The sequence below is a fragment of the Nocardioides gansuensis genome, from assembly GCF_003076135.1.
Lineage (GTDB): Bacteria > Actinomycetota > Actinomycetes > Propionibacteriales > Nocardioidaceae > Nocardioides > Nocardioides gansuensis.
In genome coordinates this window covers 190,828-206,450 of the sequence record NZ_QDGZ01000003.1, presented here as the reverse complement: position 1 = coordinate 206,450, position 15,623 = coordinate 190,828, and the positions used below count along the sequence as shown (strand labels likewise).

The following is a 15,623-nucleotide window of genomic DNA, read 5'->3' as shown; positions in this document are numbered from 1 at the left end:
CACGCCCCTACTTGACGACGTCGAGGGCCTTGTAGAAGGCACCGGCGAAGGGCAGGAACCACGGCGGTCCGAAGTGGCCGGGGATCCGCTTGAAGGTGAGGTCGCGCCAGGGGTTGGCGTCCTCCGCTCCGTTCATGTACTCGGCCATCTGCTTGCCCATGTACGTCGCCATCTGCACGCCGTGCCCGGAGTAGCCGAGGGAGTAGTAGAGGCCGTCGTGCTGGCCGGCGTGGACCATGCGGTCCATGCTCATGTCGACCAGGCCGCCCCAGCAGTAGTCGACCCGGGCTGCTGCGAGCTGCGGGAAGACCGAGACCATCGCCTTCTGGAGGATCCGGCCGCTCTTCTCGTCCGACTGCGGGTTGGACATCGCGAACCGGGCACGGCCGCCGAACAGCAGCCGGTGGTCGGGGGTGATCCGGAAGTAGTAGAGGAGGTTCTTGGTGTCCGAGGCCATCCGGCGGTTCGGAATCAGCTGGTCGCAGACCTCCTTGCCCAGCGGCTCGGTCACGATGATGAAGCTGCCGACCGGAGCGATCCGCACCTGCTGCCAGCGGAATGGCCGGCTGGTGTAGCCGCTGGTGGCGATCAGGACCTGGTCGGCGCGGAGGGTGCCCCGCGGAGTCACGAGCTCGTGCTTGGTGCCGCCCAGCCGCCGGACCTGCTCGACCGGCGCCTTCTCGTGGACCACCGCGCCCTGCCGGGCCGCGGCCTCACCCAGGCCCCGGGTGAACTTGCCGACGTGCAGTCCCGCACCCTTGGGGTCGACCATCGCGCCGTGGTAGTGCTCGCTGGCGATCTCCGAGCGCATCTCGTCCTTGGGGACCATCTGCGTCTCGTAGCCCAGCCGTTCGGCCAGCACCTCGTGGGTCTTGCGAAGCCCGTCGTAGTGGCCGGACTTGGCTGCCAGGGTCATCTTGCCGGTCCGGGCGAAGTCACAGTCGATCCCCTCCTCGCCCACGAGCTTCTCGATGCTGTCGATCGCGTCGTTGTAGGAGAGGAAGAGCGCGCTGGCCGTCGGGAACCCGTAGCGCGCGATGGCGTCCCGGAACCCGATCGACAGGCCGGTCGTCGCCATCCCGCCGTTGCGCCCCGAGGCACCGAACGCCACGGTGTCGCGCTCCAGGACGTGCACATTGGCGCCTTTCCGGGCCAGGTGCAGCGCGGCTGACAGTCCCGTCAGTCCCGCCCCGACCACGGCCACGTCCACGTGGCCGCCCAGCTCGGTGGTGGACCGGTCCGGTCCTGGGGTCGAGGTGTCGAGCCAGTACGGAGTGAACTTCATGTGATCTCTCTCCTTGGTCGTGCGCGGTCAGCTGACCGCGAGGTCGGCGGTGAGGACGTAGTAGTCGAGCGGGTGGGGCTGGAACCCCTCGACGTCGCCCTGCAAGCCCCACACGGCGTTCTCGTGGAGGAGGAAGACGCTGGCCGCCTCCTCCTGCAGCTTCGCGGCAAGCTCCTGGTAGGCGGCGTTGCGCTCTGCTGTGTCCTCGATGGCCGCCGCGTCCTGGATCTGCTGGTCGGTCTCGGGGTCGCAGTAGTGGGCGATGTTGTAGCCGCCCTCGCAGGTCCAGTCCGAGAGCAGGTATCCGCCCGGGTCGGCCACGTCGACCAGGTAACCGCGGGAGAGCAGCGCCGCGTCGAAGTCGCCGGAGAGCATGTCCGGCTCCATCGCGGCGTAGTCACCGCCCTTGATCTTGACGTCGACGCCGAGCTCGCCCAGCTGGCTCTGGATCACCGCCGCGACGTCCCCGAACTCCGGCCGGTCGTTGTAGGCGAGCAGCTGGATCGACAGGTCCTCGGGGGCCACCCCGGCCTCGTCCAGCAGCGCCCGCGCCTCGTCCAGGTCCGGGGCGACGGCCTCCGCGCCCTCGGGGGCCCAGTCGGTGTCCGGCCCGAACGGACCCACCGCCGCCGCAGCGGCGCCCTCGTAGACGCCGTCGACGATCGCCTGGGTGTCCACCGCCTGCTGGATCGCCTGCCGCACCAGCGGGTCGTCGAACGGCGGGCGGGAGTTGTTGAGCAGCATCACCGTGGTCCGGGCCAGCTCCAGCTGGGCGATCTCCAGGTTGTCGTCACCCTCCAGGTTGGCCAGGTTGGCCACCGGCAGGCTCTTGGCGATGTGCACCTCACCGCTCTGCAACTGGGTGGCCCGGGTGGCACCGTCGATGACGAACCGCACCTCCGCCGAGTCGAGCGTGACCTCGCCACCCCAGTAGTCGGCGTTCGCCTCCAGGCTCAGCGACTGCTGCGGCACCTCCTCGGTCACCGTGAACGGCCCCGTGCAGGTCCCCACGATGTCGATCTGCCTGCCCTCGTAGGCCTTCGGAGCCAGGATCCCCGCGTTGGCGTTGGCCACCCGCAGAGGCACCAGCGGGTCCGGCTTCGGCGTGCTGATCCGCACCGTCGCCTCGTCGGCGGCCTCCACGCCAGCGATCACGTCGGCGTTGAACGCCCGCGCCGGGGTCTCCACCTCCAGCACGTGGCTCAACGCACCGGCCACCGCCTCGGCATCCATCGGCGTACCGTCCTGGAAGGTCACCCCCTCACGCAGCGTGAACTCCCACGTCGTGGGCTCCACCTGGGTCCACTCGGTGGCGAGCATCGGCTCCAGCTCACCCTCGGCCGTGTACTTCACCAGCGTCTCCAGACACCCCGCCCGGGTCAGCGAATGCGCATCATTGGTCTCCATCGCCCACGCCGACGCCGGCGCGAACTGCTCGGCGTAGACCACGTGCCCGCCACTGGCCCCTTGACCGGCACCCCCATCGCCACCGTCGTCGCCACCGCCCATGCCGCATCCGGCGGTGACCAGAGTCACCGCTGTAAGCCCAACCGCCCAACGAACTCGACCCATCGAGAGCTCCTCGCAAATCCGGCTGCGCCCCCTCGGCGACAGCGGGTGTGTTCCAGGTCACAAGCACACCACCGCCCGGTGACTATTGTCAACAGATTGCAGTTGACGATAAGCAGATGACAGGTCACAGTTTGTACATGAGCAGCCAGCCCTCCACCTGGACCCCCGCCGGCGGCGCCTTCTGGGCCGGCCGTTGGCACCACCCGGACACCACCCTCGAGGTGCTGGACCCCGAGGACGGCCAGCTGGTCGGCCGGGTCGGGGACTGCACGGCGGCCGATGTCGACGAGGCGGTGCGCGCCGTGGCGCAGGCTGTGCTGGCCGGTCCTGCGTGGCCGATCTGGCAGCGCCGCGAGGCCCTGCACAGGGCTGCTTCGCTGCTCGTGGAGCGGGAGGCCGCCTTCGCCGAGCTGCTCTCCCGCGAGGGTTGCAAGCCCATCCGCGACGCCCTCCGCGAGGTGCAGCGGGCCGTCGAGACCGTGCGCCTCTCCGCCGAGCAGGCCGACCGGCTCGAGGGGCAGACACTCCCCTTCGGTGACACACCCCGCGGCGAGAACCGCCTCGGCTGGTACACCCGCGAGCCGGTCGGTGTGGTCGCGGCGATCACCCCGTTCAACGACCCGCTCAACCTGGTCGCCCACAAGGTGGCGCCAGCCCTGATCGGCGGCAACGGGGTCGTCCTCAAGCCCGCCGAGCAGACCCCGCTGGTCGCGCTCGCCTTCACCGAGCTCCTGCTCGACGCCGGCGTTCCGGCGGACCGCGTCGCCGTGCTCCCGGGTCGTGGCGCCACCGTCGGGGCGGCCCTCGTCGGCCACCCGCGGGTCGACCTCGTCTCGTTCACCGGCGGCTACACCACGGGCAATGCCATCGCCGCCACCGCGGGCGCCAAGAAGACCGTGATGGAGCTGGGCGGCAACGGCACCGTCGTGGTCCTGCCCGATGCCGACGTACGCCGTGCGGCGCAGGCGGTCGTCGACGGCGCCTTCGGAAACGCCGGCCAGAACTGCCTCTCGGTGCAGCGCGTGTTCGTCGCGCGCGAGCTGGTCGACGAGCTGGTCGAGCGCGTCGTCCGCCTCACGACCGAGCTGGTCGTCGGCAGCAAGGCCGACGATCGCACGGACGTCGGCCCGCTGATCGACGAGACCTCGGCCGCACGCGTCGAGAGCTGGGTCGACGAGGCCGTCGAGGGCGGCGCCGCGGTCCTCACGGGCGCCAAGCGCGAAGGCACCTACTACTGGCCCACCGTGCTCGTCTCGGTCCCGGCCGGTGCCCGGGTGCTCACCGAGGAGGTCTTCGGGCCGGTCGTCTCCATCGAGCCGTTCGACTCCGTCGACGCCGTGGTGACCGAGGTGAACGGCCTGGAGTACGGGCTGCAGGCGGGCGTCTTCACCCGCGACCTCGACGCCGCCCTGGACGTCGCACAACGACTGCGCGTCGGCGCCGTGATGATCAACGACACCGGCGACTTCCGCATAGACGCGATGCCCTTCGGGGGCAGCAAGCGTTCGGGAGTCGGTCGGGAAGGTGTGCCGTTCGCGGTGGACGCCATGACGGAGCCGAAGATCATCGCCATCCACAGATCTCCCCGGCCGGCCTGACCCCCGCCGTGCGGCGACCATCCTCCCCTCCCGGTGGCAGGTCGTCGCGACGGATGCGCGAGACCGACCGCGAGCTGGTGGGGCTGGCGATCCCGGCGCTCGGGGCACTGCTGGCCGAGCCGGCCTTCCTCCTCGCCGACAGCGCGATCATCGGCCACCTCGGCACCCCCCAGCTCGCCGGCCTCGGCATCGCCTCGGCGGTGCTGCTCAACGCCGTCTTCCTGTGCATCTTCCTCGCGCACGGGACGACGGCTGCCGTGGCCCGTCGCGCCGGGGCCGGCGACCTGCGTCGCGCGTACACGCTCGGGATCGACGGGATCTGGCTCGGCGTCTCGATCGGTCTCGGGCTGGCGGCCCTCGGGATCCCCCTGGCCCCGATCCTGGTCGACCTGCTGGGCGCGTCTGCGACCGCGGCGCCGCACGCCGTCACCTACCTCCGGATCAGCCTGCTCGGCCTGCCCGCCATGCTCGTCGTCCTGGCCGCCACCGGCGCCCTACGCGGCCTGAAGGACACGCGTACGCCGCTGCTCGCGACCGGACTCGCCGCGATCGCCAACGTCCCGCTCAACCTCGTGCTCGTCTACCCTCTGGGGCTCGGCATCGCCGGCTCAGCGATCGGCACCGTGATCGCCCAGGCCGCGGCGGCCGCCTGGCTGTGCGCCGTCGTGGTCCGAGGCGCCCGCCGGAACGCCGCATCGCTGCGACCGGACCGTCCGGGCATCAAGGCGGCGGCGAGCGCGAACGCGCCGCTGCTCGCGCGCACCCTGCTCCTGCGGATCTCCCTGCTGACCATGACCTTCGTCGCTGCCGCCCAGGGTGACGTGGCTCTGGCAGGCCACCAGATCGCCTTCACCCTGTGGTATCTGCTGACGATGCCGCCGGAGGCGTTCGCCATCGCCAGTCAGGCGATGGTCGGCCAGGCCCTCGGCGCCGGGGAGTCGGCGACGGCGAGGGCCGCGGGTCGTCGTGCGCTCATCTGGGGCCTCGGTAGCGGGCTCGCGATGGCCGCGCTGCTGCTGGTCCTGAGGCCGGCGTACGTGCCGATCTTCACCACAGACGCCGCGGTCCGCGACCTCGTCTGGTCGCTGGCTGTGGTGCTCGCGGCCAGCCAGCCGATCGGCGCCCTGCTCTACGTCCTCGACGGGATCCTCATCGGCGCCGGGGACACGCGCTACCTCGCCTGGACGATGCTGGTCGCGCTCGTGGTGTTCCTGCCGCTGGCCGGTGCCGTGCTCGTCACCGAGGCAGGCGTCGTCGCGCTGTGGTGGGCACTGACCGGCTGGCTGCTGGCCCGGCAGGTCGCGGTGGCGCTGCGCTTCCGATCCGCGGCCTGGCTCCGGCCTGGCCCGGCGGCCTAGCCGCCGGGCCAGCCGAGCTCACGCCGACGTGGCGAAGTCCACCGCGGCGGCCCAGATCGCGAGCGCGTCCTCGACCTGCTCCTTGGTGACCACGAGTGCCGGGATCATCCGTACAACGTTGCCGAACGGTCCGCACGTCAGCAGCAGCAGGCCGAGCTCGGCCGCCTTCTGCTGGGCGCGCTGAGCCGTGGTGGGGTCGGGCTGCCCGTCGGCCGTGATGAACTCGTTGCCGAGCATCAGGCCCAGCCCGCGGACGTCACCGATGCCCGCCGTGTTGGCGGCCACCTTCTCGAGTCCAGCGGAAAGGGCCGCGCCCACCACGCGAGCGTTGTCGACCAGCCCTTCGTCACGGATGACGTCGAGCGTCGCGATGGCTGCCGCGCAGGCCACCGCGTTGCCACCGTAGGTGCCGCCCTGCGAGCCCGGCCAGGCCTTGGCCATCAGGTCGGCCGGGGCCGCGATGGCGGAGAGCGGGAAGCCGCTGGCAAGGCCCTTGGCGGTGATCAGGATGTCGGGCTGCACCCCGAAGTGGTCGTGCCCCCAGAAGCGGCCGGTGCGTCCCCAGCCGGTCTGCACCTCGTCCACCACGAGCAGGATCCCGTGACGGTCGGCGCGCTCCCGGAGACCCTCCATGAATGCGGTGTTGGCGGGGACGTAGCCACCCTCACCGAGCACGGGCTCGACCAGGAACGCGGCAGTCTCGGCCGGCGCGGTCACCGTGGCGAGGAGGTAGTCCAGCTCACGCAGGGCGAACTCGGTGGCGGTCTGCTCGTCCCAGCCGTAGCGGTACGCCGTGGGGAACGGCGACACGGCGACGCCGCCCATGATCGGGGAGAAGCCGGCGCGGAACTTGGTGCCCGAGGTCGTCATCGAGGCCGCGCCGATGGTGCGTCCGTGGAAGGAGCCGTGGAACACGACGATGTTGGGCCGGGCCGTGGCATGCCGGGCGAGGCGGAGCGCCGCCTCGACCGCCTCGCTGCCGGAGTTGCTGAAGAAGACCGAGTCCAGCCGCTCGGGCAGCACCTCGCCGAGGCGCTCCGTCAGCGTCAGCAGCGGTCGGTGCATCACCGTCGTGTACTGGCCGTGGATCAGGGTGGCCACCTGCTCCTGGGCGGCGGCGACGACACGCGGGTGGCAGTGGCCCGTGCTGGTGACGCCGATGCCCGCAGTGAAGTCGAGGTAGCGCCGATCGTCCTGGTCATACAGGTAGACGCCCTCCCCGCGGGCCACGACCACGGGAGTTGCCTGCTTGAGCAGGGGAGAAAGGTTGGCCATCACGAACGCTCCTTGGTAGACTGTCAACAACAGACACAACCATACTACCGTCGACGCCCCGGAGGCCACACATGTCTGATGAATTCGCACGGGAAGAGAAGGTCGTCAGCTCGGTGCCGAGCGGACTGTTCATCGGCGGCACCTGGCGGCCGGCCGAGTCCGGGGCGACCTTCTCGGTCGAGGACCCCTCCAACGGACGCGTCCTCGCCCAGGTCGCCGACGCCTCCCCCGCCGACGGCATGCAGGCCCTCGAGGCCGCGGCCAAGGCGCAGGGCGCCTGGGGCGCGGTGCCGCCTCGGGAGCGCAGCGACATCCTGCGTCGGGCGTACGACCTGCTCCTCGAGCGCAAGGAGGACCTCGCGCTCCTGATGACGCTGGAGATGGGCAAGCCGCTGGCCGAGGCCAGGGGCGAGATCGTCTACGCCGCGGAGTTCTTCCGCTGGTTCTCCGAGGAGGCGGTGCGGATCGACGGCGGCTTCGCGGTCAACCCGAACGGCCAGGGACGCCTGCTGGTGATGCGCGAGCCGGTGGGCCCGTGCCTCCTCATCACGCCGTGGAACTTCCCGATGGCGATGGGCACCCGCAAGATCGGGCCCGCCGTCGCGGCCGGCTGCACGATGGTGGTCAAGCCCGCCGAGCAGACTCCGCTGTCGATCCTGGCGCTCGCGGGGATCCTGCAGGAGGCCGGGCTCCCGGACGGCGTGCTCAACGTGGTGACGACCGCGGACCCGGCGCCCGTGATGGAGCCGATGATCCGCGACGGACGGGCCCGGAAGCTCTCGTTCACCGGCTCCACGGCGGTGGGGCGCAAGCTGCTCGAGCAGTGTGCCGACCAGGTGATGCGGACCTCGATGGAGCTCGGCGGCAACGCACCGTTCCTCGTCTTCGAGGACGCCGACCTCGACGTGGCCGTCGACGGTGCGATGCAGGCCAAGATGCGCAACATCGGTGAGGCCTGCACGGCGGCCAACCGGTTCTACGTGCACTCCTCGGTGGCTGACGAGTTCGCCCGCCGATTCGGTGAGCGCATGGCGGCACTGCCGATCGGCCGCGGGGTCGAGGACGGGGTCGTCGTCGGCCCCCTGATCGACGCCGACGCCCGTGACAAGGTCTCCTCCCTCGTCGACGACGCAGTGAGCCGGGGCGCCGAGGTCGTCGTCGGCGGCAAGGCTCTCGACCGCGAGGGCTACTTCTACCCGCCCACCGTGCTGACCAACGTGGCGAAGGACGCCCGGATGCGGCACGAGGAGATCTTCGGCCCCGTCGCCCCCATCGTGACGTTCGAGACCGAGGAAGAGGCGATCACTGCGGCCAACGACACCGAGTTCGGCCTGGCCTGCTACGTCTTCACCCGCGACCTCGACCGCGCATTCCGGGTCTGCGAGCGACTCGAGACCGGGATGATCGGCCTCAACCAGGGCGTCGTCTCCAACCCCGCGGCGCCGTTCGGCGGCGTGAAGCACTCGGGCCTGGGCCGCGAGGGCGGCCGGGTGGGGATCGAGGAGTTCCTCGAGACCAAGTACGTCGCCATCGCCACGACGGCCTGAGCCGGCGTCATGGAGAACACCACGAAGACGCGCCGCATCGCACTCATCCCGGGTGACGGCATCGGTGTCGAGGTGGCGACGTCGGCCCGCGCCGTGCTCGCCGCCCTCGACGCCCGTCACGACCTGGGCATCCGGATCGACGAGTTCGACTGGTCCTGCCAGCGCTACCTCGACACCGGCGCCCTCATGCCTCCCGACGGCCTGGAAACGCTGCGCCAGTACGACGCAGTCCTGCTCGGCGCCGTCGGGTGGGCGGGCGTACCCGACCACGTCTCCCTGTGGGGCCTGCTCATCCCGATCCGCCGAGCGTTCAGCCAGTACGTCAACCTGCGTCCGGTCCGCTCGTTCGCAGGGGTCACCAGTCCCCTCGCGGATGCGGACAACCGGCCGATCGACCTCGTCATCGTGCGGGAAAACAACGAGGGCGAGTACAGCGAGGTCGGCGGGCGATTCGGCCGAGGAGGGCCCGGCGAGACCGCCATCCAGGAGGCGGTGTTCACCCGGCGCGGCATCAGCCGCATCGCGGACTACGCCCTGGAGCTCGCGTCCGGACGTGACCGGCGCGTCACGTCGGCGACCAAGTCCAACGGTCTCGTGCACAGCATGCCGTTCTGGGACGAGGTGGTGCGTGAGCGCGCCGACCTCCGGCCAGAAGTGGAACTGGTCGAGGAGCACGTCGACGCGCTGGCAGCGAAGCTGGTGCTTCGCCCGGAGTCGTTCGACGTGATCGTGGCCAGCAACCTGTTCGGGGACATCCTCAGCGATCTCGCGGCCGCCGTGACCGGCAGCATCGGCATCGCTCCCTCGGCCAACCTCGACCCCACGGGTGAGAACCCGTCGATGTTCGAGCCGGTCCACGGGTCGGCCCCCGACATCGCTGGTAAGGGACTGGCGAACCCCGTCGGCATGCTGTGGTCGGTCGTGCTCATGCTCGAGCACCTCGACGCCGGCGAGCCCGCCGCCCGGCTGATGGACGCCATCGAGGCCTCCCTGCGCGATCCCGCCACCCGCACCGCCGACGTGGGCGGCACCGCCTCGACCGAGCAGGTCACCGCCGCGGTGCTGGACCTGCTCGCCGCGGACTGACCCGCTCAGTTCCGACGAGCCGCACCCGCCGGTCCTGCGAAAGAGCCCGGCCACCCCTCGGGGTGGCCGGGCTCTCTTGCGCTCAACCGACTGCGCTCAGCCGACCTGCTCGTCCTCGGTCTCCAGGCGACGCTTCAACGTCACGACGGCGTCGTCGAAGTGCTTCTTCAGCAAGGCCACAGCGCCCGCAGTGTCGTCATTCCGGAGCAGCTCGCAGATCTGGCGATGCTCCTCGACCAGATCGTCCCGGGCCTCGTACGACGAGGTCAGCACGGTGAGGCACAGGCGGGTCTCGGAGATCACTGTGGAGAACATGCGCTCCAGGCGCGGGCTCTCCGCCGCTGCAACGAGCGCGGAATGGAACTCCAGATCCCGGTTGGCCACGGTCTTCCAGTCGTCCGCCTTCTCAGCCGCCTCCATGGCCCTGACGATCTTGTCCATGGCCTTGTACGCCGAGGCGGTCCGCGACCTGGCCGTGATCCTCTGGACGGCTGCGGTCTCCAGCGCCTGACGCGCGAGGTAGATGTCGTCGATATCCGCGGCGCTCATGACGGGAACGAAGACCCCGCGGTGCGGTTCGCTGCGGAGCAGGCCCTCCTGGATCAGACGCTGCAGCGCCTCTCGGACCGGGCCGCGGCTGACGCCGAAGCTCGCAGCCAGCTCCACCTCGTGGAGCTGGGACCCCGGGGGCAGCACACCCTCGATGATGTTGGACCTGATCCGCTCCCCCACCATCGACGCGAACGTGGCGCGTGGAATTCCTGTCGGTGCGCTGCTCTTCGCTGCCACGTGCTCCCCCTGTAATCCAGTCGCGGCTCGAAGCCGCCTCTTCGCTCGTGGCTTCTTGTGCCACCATGAAAAACTAACAGTTGACATCATACAACAACGGTGGTGCCCAGCAGAGCTGGACACCACCGTCGAAGGGTGTGATCACCCAGGACTACTTGATCACGTCCTGGAACTTGTAGTACCCGCCGGCGAAGGGCAGGAACCACGGCGGACCGAAGTGGCCGGGGATCCGCTTGAAGGGGATGTCGCGCCAGGGATTGGCCTCGAGCACGCCATCCATGTAGTCGGCCATCTGCTTGCCCATGTAGGTGGCCATCTGGACCCCGTGACCGGAGTAGCCGACCGAGTAGAACAGGCCGTCCTGCTCACCGGCGTGGACGAGGCGGTCCATGCTCATGTCCACCAGTCCGCCCCAGCAGTAGTCGACGCCGGCATTCGCGAGCTGCGGGAAGACCGAGACCATGGCCTCCCGCAGGATGCGGCCGCTCTTCTGGTCGGATCGGGGACCGGCCATCGCGAATCGGGCCCGACCGCCGAAGAGCAGGCGGTGGTCCGGCGTGATGCGGAAGTAGTACAGGAGGTTCTTGGAGTCCGAGCACATCCGCCGGTTCGGCAACAGCTGGTCGCAGACCTCCTTGCCGAGGGGCTCGGTCACGATGATGAAGCTACCGACGGGTGCGATGCGGACCTGCTGCCAACGGAAGGGCCGCGTGGTGTAGCCGCTGGTGGCGACCAGGACCTTGTCGGCGCGGATCCGGCCTCGCGACGTGACGAGCTCGTGACGCGTGCCTCCCAGGCGGTGGACCGACTCCACGCCGGCCTTCTCGTGGATCTCGGCACCCGCCCGAACCGCACTCTCGCCCAGTCCCTTGACGAACTTGCCCACGTGCAGCCCGGCACCGAGGGGGTCGAGGATGCCACCGTGGTAGCGAGGCGAGCCGATCTCCTCGCCGAGCTCGCTGGGGGGTACGAGCGTGGTGTCGACGCCCATGCGCTCGGTCAGGACCTCGTAGGTGCGCTTCATGCCCTCGTAGTGGGCCGGCTTGGCCGCCAGGTTCAGCTTCCCGTTCCGGGCGAAGTCGCAGTCGATGCCCTCGTCGGCGACGAGCTTCTCGATGCTGTCGATCGCGTCGTAGTAGCTGTTGTAGAGGTCCCGCGCGGTGGGGAAGCCGTAGCGCGCGATCGCGTCGCGCAGCCCGAGAGAGAGCCCGGGCGTGGCCATGCCTCCGTTGCGACCGGAGGCACCCCACCCCACGGTCTCCTTCTCCAGCACAGCCACCCGAGCACCCTTGCGGGCAAGGTGGAGGGCGGCCGAGGTGCCCGTGAGCCCCGCACCCACGACGGCGACGTCGACCTCGCGGCTGATCTCCGTGCGCGAGCGATCGGGGGTGGCCGGTGCGGTGTCGAGCCAGTAGGACGTGAACTTCATGAGCGGTGGTCTCCCGAATCGGTCGAGTGAATGATAGAGATTGTCAACAGTTTACACGGGCCTGGGTCGGCGCTGCGCTACCCCAGTGCGCCGGGCATCCGGCGCACTGGGGTCAGAGCCGGCGACTCAGAGCACCGTCTCCAGGAACTTGCACGTCCGCGGCTCCTGAGGATTGCCCAACACATCGGCGGGCGAGCCCTTCTCGACCACGAGGCCACCGTCCATGAAGATCACCGTGTCGGCGACTTCGCGGGCGAAGCCCATCTCGTGGGTGGCGATCAGCATCGTCATGCCCCGGTGGGCCAGGTCCTTCATGACGGCCAGCACCTCGCCGACCCGCTCAGGATCGAGGGCGCTGGTGGGCTCGTCGAAGAGCATCACGCTCGGGTCCATCGCCAGGGACCGGGCGATGGCCACGCGCTGCTGCTGCCCTCCGGAGAGCTGCCACGGGTAGTGGTCGCCGTGCCCCTGGAGCCCCACACTGGTCAGGAGCTCGTCCGCGCGTCGCCTCGACTCCGCCTTCGGCGCGCCCTTGACCAGGACCGGCCCCGACATCACGTTCTCCTGCGCCGTCATGTTGGGGAACAGGTTGAACGACTGGAACACCATGCCGATGCGGGTCCGCTGCGCGGCGACCTCCTTGCGCTTCAAGGCCTGGTATGCCCTCGGGGTCTCTCGGAAACCGAGGTCCTGACCGTTGACGCGGAGCACTCCGCGGTCGATCTCCTCCAGCCCGTCGACGCAGCGCAGCAAGGTGGACTTGCCGGAGCCGCTCGGACCGATGATGCACACGATCTCGCCGGACGCGACGTCCAGATCGATGCTGTCGAGCACCACCCTCTCGCCGAAGCTCTTGCGCAGACCCCGTGCGTGCACGGTTCCTTCACCATTCATCTGGCTCATTTGGCTTCACCCATCATCTCGGTCTGGGTGGGCACGGCAGCCGGCCCGTTGCTGACCCTTGCCCTCGTACGTGAGAACTTCTTCTCGATCAGGGACTGCGGGTAGCTCAGCAGCAGGGTCATGACCAGGTACCACACACAGGCCACGATCAGGAGCGGGATGGTCTGGTAGGTCCGCGCGTAGATCAGCTGCACGCTCATCAGCAGCTCCCCGACGCCCAGCACACTGACCAGCGACGTCTCCTTGAACATCCCGATGAACTGGTTGCCCGTTGCCGGGACGATCGTGGGCATCGACTGCGGCACGATGATCCGGCGCAGCTTCGTCCCCCGGCTCATGCCCAGCGAGTCCGCCGCCTCGATCTGCCCCTTGTCGACCGACGCGAAACCACCGCGGAAGATCTCTGCCTGGTAGGCGGCCTGGTTGAGGGACAGGCCCACCACCGCCGCGGTCGTCGCACTGATCAACCGGTTGACGTCGATGTCCTGGGAGACATCGGTGAAGGGGATCCCGATCGCGAGATGCGGGTAGAGGGCGGCGATGTTGAACCAGAAGATGAGCTGCACGAGCACCGGCGTGCCTCGGAAGAACGTGATGTACGCACCGGCGAGGATCCGGACCGGCCTGAGCGGCGAGACGCGCAGGACGGCCAGGAGAAGGCCGAGCAGCGCACCGAAGGTCATACAGAGGACCGTGAGCACCACGGTCATGACCAGGCCACGCAGCACCGTCTCCGCAGTGACGTACTGCGCCACCACGTCCCACTGGTAGTTCTCGTTCGTGAAGACGGTGCGGACCACCCCGAGCGCCACCAGCGCACAGCAGAGCCACGCGAAGTACTCCAGCGCTCCGCGCCGGTGCACTCGAGGCTTGACCGTGGCGTCCAGCTCCGGCAGGTCCTGTTTGTCGCGGTCCTTGCGGACCGACTCACTGGTGGTAGTCATGGGTCACCCCAGGGATTCCGACTTGGTGATCGCGCCCGCGCCCAGACCCCAACGGTCCAGGGTCGCCTGGTACGCCGGCGAGTCCATCAGGGACTGCATCGCCGCGTGCAGGGCCGGCGTGAGCGGCGAGTCCTTCTGGAGTCCCAGGGCCACGATGTCGTCACCCTCCTCCTTCTGGTACTGCGGCGAGAGCAGCTCGAAGGCCTGCGGCTGCTGCTTGGCCGCCCAGGCCAGCTGCGAGGTGTCGGAGAAGACGCCGTCCACCCGCTTGGCCACCATCTGGGTCAGCGCGCCCTCGACGTTGCCCAGGACGACGCCCTCGACCGGCTCCTGTCCGGCGGCCTCACAGTCCTCGGAGATCAGGGGAAGGTAGTCCTGCTGCTGCGAGCTGCCGGTCATCACGGCGATCTTCTTGCCGCAGATGGACTCGTCGGCCAGGCTCAGCTCCAGCGGGTTGCCCTTCTGGACGATCAGGGACGATCCAGCCGCCCAGTAGGTGATCATGTCCAGGACCTCCAGCCGCTCCGGCGTGGGGGTCATGTTCGTGGCGGTGAAGTCGTAGCGACCAGAGGCGATTCCCGGGATGACGTTGTCCCAGGTCACGTTCTTGACCTCGACGTCGAGCCCGAGCTTCTTGCCCAGCAGCGTGGCGATGTCGACGTTGTAGCCGATCGGGGTCTTGTTGTCCTGGGCCAGGAACGACGTGGGGGGGTAGTGCAGGTCCGCCGCCATCGTGATGACGCCGGCCTCCTTGATGTCCGCGGGCAGGAGCTCGACCGCGTCAGCATCCGGCTCCACCGCCGCGGCGATCTCCTCGAAGCTGCCCTTGGCACCCGACGCCTCGTCGCTCTTGGCGGCCTCACTGCCACCGCAGGCACTCGTCGCGACCATCAGCAGCGACCCCAGGCCCGCCGCGGCGGACATCTTCCACTTGTTCATGCTCTTCCGGCTCATGCACTTGCCTCCTTGGGCATCAAATCCCGACTCCGGGACATGGTTGTTGGCTCGAGGACGGCACGATGCGCTGCCACCGTCGAGAGAATGGGCTTCAGGCCGGCCAGGGACGCTCGTCCCCTGGCGGCACAAAGCCGCGGGCAGGCGACGAGAGCTGCCGGCCCGCAGCCTCGCGTGCTCGATCAGATGCCGAGCATCGTGTTGAGCTCGTCCAGGGACTTGACCACCGTGAGGTCGTAGCCCGGCGGCACCGGGTCGTAGCCACGGTCCAGCAGCACCAGGTTGCGGAAGCCCATGTCGTGCATCGGCAGGGGGTCGTAGCGGGTGTGCGACGACACGTGCACGAAGTCCTCCGGCTTGGCGTCCAGCTGGTCGAGCATGTACTCGAAGGCGCCGTAGCGGGGCTTGTAGAAGCCGGCCTGCTCGGCGGTGAAGACCGCGTGGAAGTCCGCTTCGAGGCGCGGGACGCTCTCAGCGAGGAACGAGTCGTCGGCGTTGGAGAGGATCACCAGCTTGTAGTGCTCGCCCATCTTCTTCAGCGGCTCCACCACATCCGGGTGCGGACCCCAGCTCCGCACACCTTCGGCCAGACGCTTGCCCGCAGTCGGGTTCGACTCGATCCTCCACTTGCGGCAGACCCGGTCGAACGCGTCCTGCAGCACCTGCTCGTAGGCGTAGTACTCACCGCACACCTGGTCGTAGCGGTAGCCACGGAACTCCCTCACGAACTGGTCCCACTGCTCCGCAGGAATCTGGTCGCCGACCAGCTCCTTGGTGATCGGGGTCATCGGCCAGCTGATCAAGGTCCCGTAGCAGTCGAACGAGACGTACTTCGGCCGGAACTGGGTCGCACTCATGGAGGGGAGCCTCTCTCTATGTGATC

13 protein-coding genes are annotated in these 15,623 nt (G+C 69.2%); 4 read left to right on the top strand and 9 right to left on the bottom strand.

What is annotated here, in order from left to right; translation table 11 throughout:
• Window positions 1-7 precede the first annotated feature (7 nt).
• Both DDE18_RS07955 and DDE18_RS07950 read right to left on the bottom strand, forming a co-directional pair.
• On the bottom strand, window positions 8-1,285 hold the full coding sequence (locus DDE18_RS07955) for an NAD(P)/FAD-dependent oxidoreductase (protein ID WP_116571705.1): 1,278 nt from the start codon (window positions 1,283-1,285) through the stop codon (window positions 8-10).
• 27 nt (window positions 1,286-1,312) lie between these two features.
• The gene (locus DDE18_RS07950; RefSeq protein ID WP_211754469.1) at window positions 1,313-2,821 is read right to left on the bottom strand and encodes an ABC transporter substrate-binding protein; all 1,509 of its coding nucleotides are present in this window, start codon (window positions 2,819-2,821) and stop codon (window positions 1,313-1,315) included.
• A gap of 173 nt (window positions 2,822-2,994) precedes the next feature.
• Here DDE18_RS07950 and DDE18_RS07945 point away from each other — a divergent pair, with 173 nt between their 5' ends.
• Both DDE18_RS07945 and DDE18_RS07940 read left to right on the top strand, forming a co-directional pair.
• On the top strand, window positions 2,995-4,455 hold the full coding sequence (locus DDE18_RS07945) for an aldehyde dehydrogenase family protein (protein WP_116571703.1): 1,461 nt from the start codon (window positions 2,995-2,997) through the stop codon (window positions 4,453-4,455).
• Window positions 4,456-4,508: 53 nt separating this feature from the next.
• Window positions 4,509-5,813, top strand: a complete 1,305-nt coding sequence (locus DDE18_RS07940; protein ID WP_116571702.1) for an MATE family efflux transporter — start codon at window positions 4,509-4,511, stop codon at window positions 5,811-5,813.
• An 18-nt stretch (window positions 5,814-5,831) separates the two neighbouring features.
• On the opposite strand, the gene DDE18_RS07935 is transcribed toward DDE18_RS07940, so the two are convergent.
• On the bottom strand, window positions 5,832-7,088 hold the full coding sequence (locus DDE18_RS07935; RefSeq protein WP_116571701.1) for an aspartate aminotransferase family protein: 1,257 nt from the start codon (window positions 7,086-7,088) through the stop codon (window positions 5,832-5,834).
• A 71-nt stretch (window positions 7,089-7,159) separates the two neighbouring features.
• Here DDE18_RS07935 and DDE18_RS07930 point away from each other — a divergent pair, with 71 nt between their 5' ends.
• Both DDE18_RS07930 and DDE18_RS07925 read left to right on the top strand, forming a co-directional pair.
• Complete coding sequence (locus DDE18_RS07930; protein WP_116571700.1) at window positions 7,160-8,635, top strand: NAD-dependent succinate-semialdehyde dehydrogenase; 1,476 nt, start codon at window positions 7,160-7,162, stop codon at window positions 8,633-8,635.
• A 9-nt stretch (window positions 8,636-8,644) separates the two neighbouring features.
• A complete protein-coding gene (locus DDE18_RS07925) occupies window positions 8,645-9,721 on the top strand; it encodes a tartrate dehydrogenase (protein ID WP_116571699.1) in 1,077 nt (358 codons plus the stop codon).
• Between the two features lie 96 nt (window positions 9,722-9,817).
• On the opposite strand, the gene DDE18_RS07920 is transcribed toward DDE18_RS07925, so the two are convergent.
• From DDE18_RS07920 to DDE18_RS07895, 6 genes are all read right to left on the bottom strand, one after another.
• Window positions 9,818-10,510 carry a GntR family transcriptional regulator gene (locus tag DDE18_RS07920; RefSeq protein ID WP_211754468.1) on the bottom strand — a complete coding sequence of 231 codons (693 nt, stop codon included), beginning with the start codon at window positions 10,508-10,510 and terminating at the stop codon, window positions 9,818-9,820.
• Window positions 10,511-10,661: 151 nt separating this feature from the next.
• A complete protein-coding gene (locus DDE18_RS07915) occupies window positions 10,662-11,939 on the bottom strand; it encodes an NAD(P)/FAD-dependent oxidoreductase (RefSeq protein WP_116571698.1) in 1,278 nt (425 codons plus the stop codon).
• A gap of 126 nt (window positions 11,940-12,065) precedes the next feature.
• On the bottom strand, window positions 12,066-12,842 hold the full coding sequence (locus DDE18_RS07910) for an amino acid ABC transporter ATP-binding protein (protein ID WP_425437550.1): 777 nt from the start codon (window positions 12,840-12,842) through the stop codon (window positions 12,066-12,068).
• Entirely contained in the window at window positions 12,839-13,786 is a 948-nt protein-coding gene (locus tag DDE18_RS07905) for an amino acid ABC transporter permease (RefSeq protein WP_116571696.1), read from the bottom strand. Before DDE18_RS07905 ends, DDE18_RS07910 begins: the two co-directional genes overlap by 4 nt.
• A 3-nt stretch (window positions 13,787-13,789) precedes the next feature.
• Window positions 13,790-14,740: an ABC transporter substrate-binding protein gene (locus DDE18_RS07900; RefSeq protein ID WP_211754467.1), complete on the bottom strand. Its 951-nt coding sequence runs from the start codon at window positions 14,738-14,740 to the stop codon at window positions 13,790-13,792.
• A gap of 182 nt (window positions 14,741-14,922) precedes the next feature.
• A complete protein-coding gene (locus tag DDE18_RS07895) occupies window positions 14,923-15,597 on the bottom strand; it encodes a haloacid dehalogenase type II (RefSeq protein ID WP_116571695.1) in 675 nt (224 codons plus the stop codon).
• Window positions 15,598-15,623 lie beyond the last annotated feature (26 nt).

Bases quoted from the DNA above. Each gene is read 5' to 3' on its own strand.
- DDE18_RS07955 (WP_116571705.1), bottom strand. From the start codon at position 1,285: ATGAAGTTCACTCCGTACTGGCTCGACACCTCGACCCCAGGACCGGAC.
- DDE18_RS07945 (WP_116571703.1), top strand. From the start codon at position 2,995: ATGAGCAGCCAGCCCTCCACCTGGACCCCCGCCGGCGGCGCCTTCTGG.
- DDE18_RS07940 (WP_116571702.1), top strand. From the start codon at position 4,509: ATGCGCGAGACCGACCGCGAGCTGGTGGGGCTGGCGATCCCGGCGCTC.
- DDE18_RS07935 (WP_116571701.1), bottom strand. From the start codon at position 7,088: ATGGCCAACCTTTCTCCCCTGCTCAAGCAGGCAACTCCCGTGGTCGTG.
- DDE18_RS07930 (WP_116571700.1), top strand. From the start codon at position 7,160: ATGTCTGATGAATTCGCACGGGAAGAGAAGGTCGTCAGCTCGGTGCCG.
- DDE18_RS07925 (WP_116571699.1), top strand. From the start codon at position 8,645: ATGGAGAACACCACGAAGACGCGCCGCATCGCACTCATCCCGGGTGAC.
- DDE18_RS07915 (WP_116571698.1), bottom strand. From the start codon at position 11,939: ATGAAGTTCACGTCCTACTGGCTCGACACCGCACCGGCCACCCCCGAT.
- DDE18_RS07910 (WP_425437550.1), bottom strand. From the start codon at position 12,842: ATGAGCCAGATGAATGGTGAAGGAACCGTGCACGCACGGGGTCTGCGC.
- DDE18_RS07905 (WP_116571696.1), bottom strand. From the start codon at position 13,786: ATGACTACCACCAGTGAGTCGGTCCGCAAGGACCGCGACAAACAGGAC.
- DDE18_RS07900 (WP_211754467.1), bottom strand. From the start codon at position 14,740: ATGAGCCGGAAGAGCATGAACAAGTGGAAGATGTCCGCCGCGGCGGGC.
- DDE18_RS07895 (WP_116571695.1), bottom strand. From the start codon at position 15,597: ATGAGTGCGACCCAGTTCCGGCCGAAGTACGTCTCGTTCGACTGCTAC.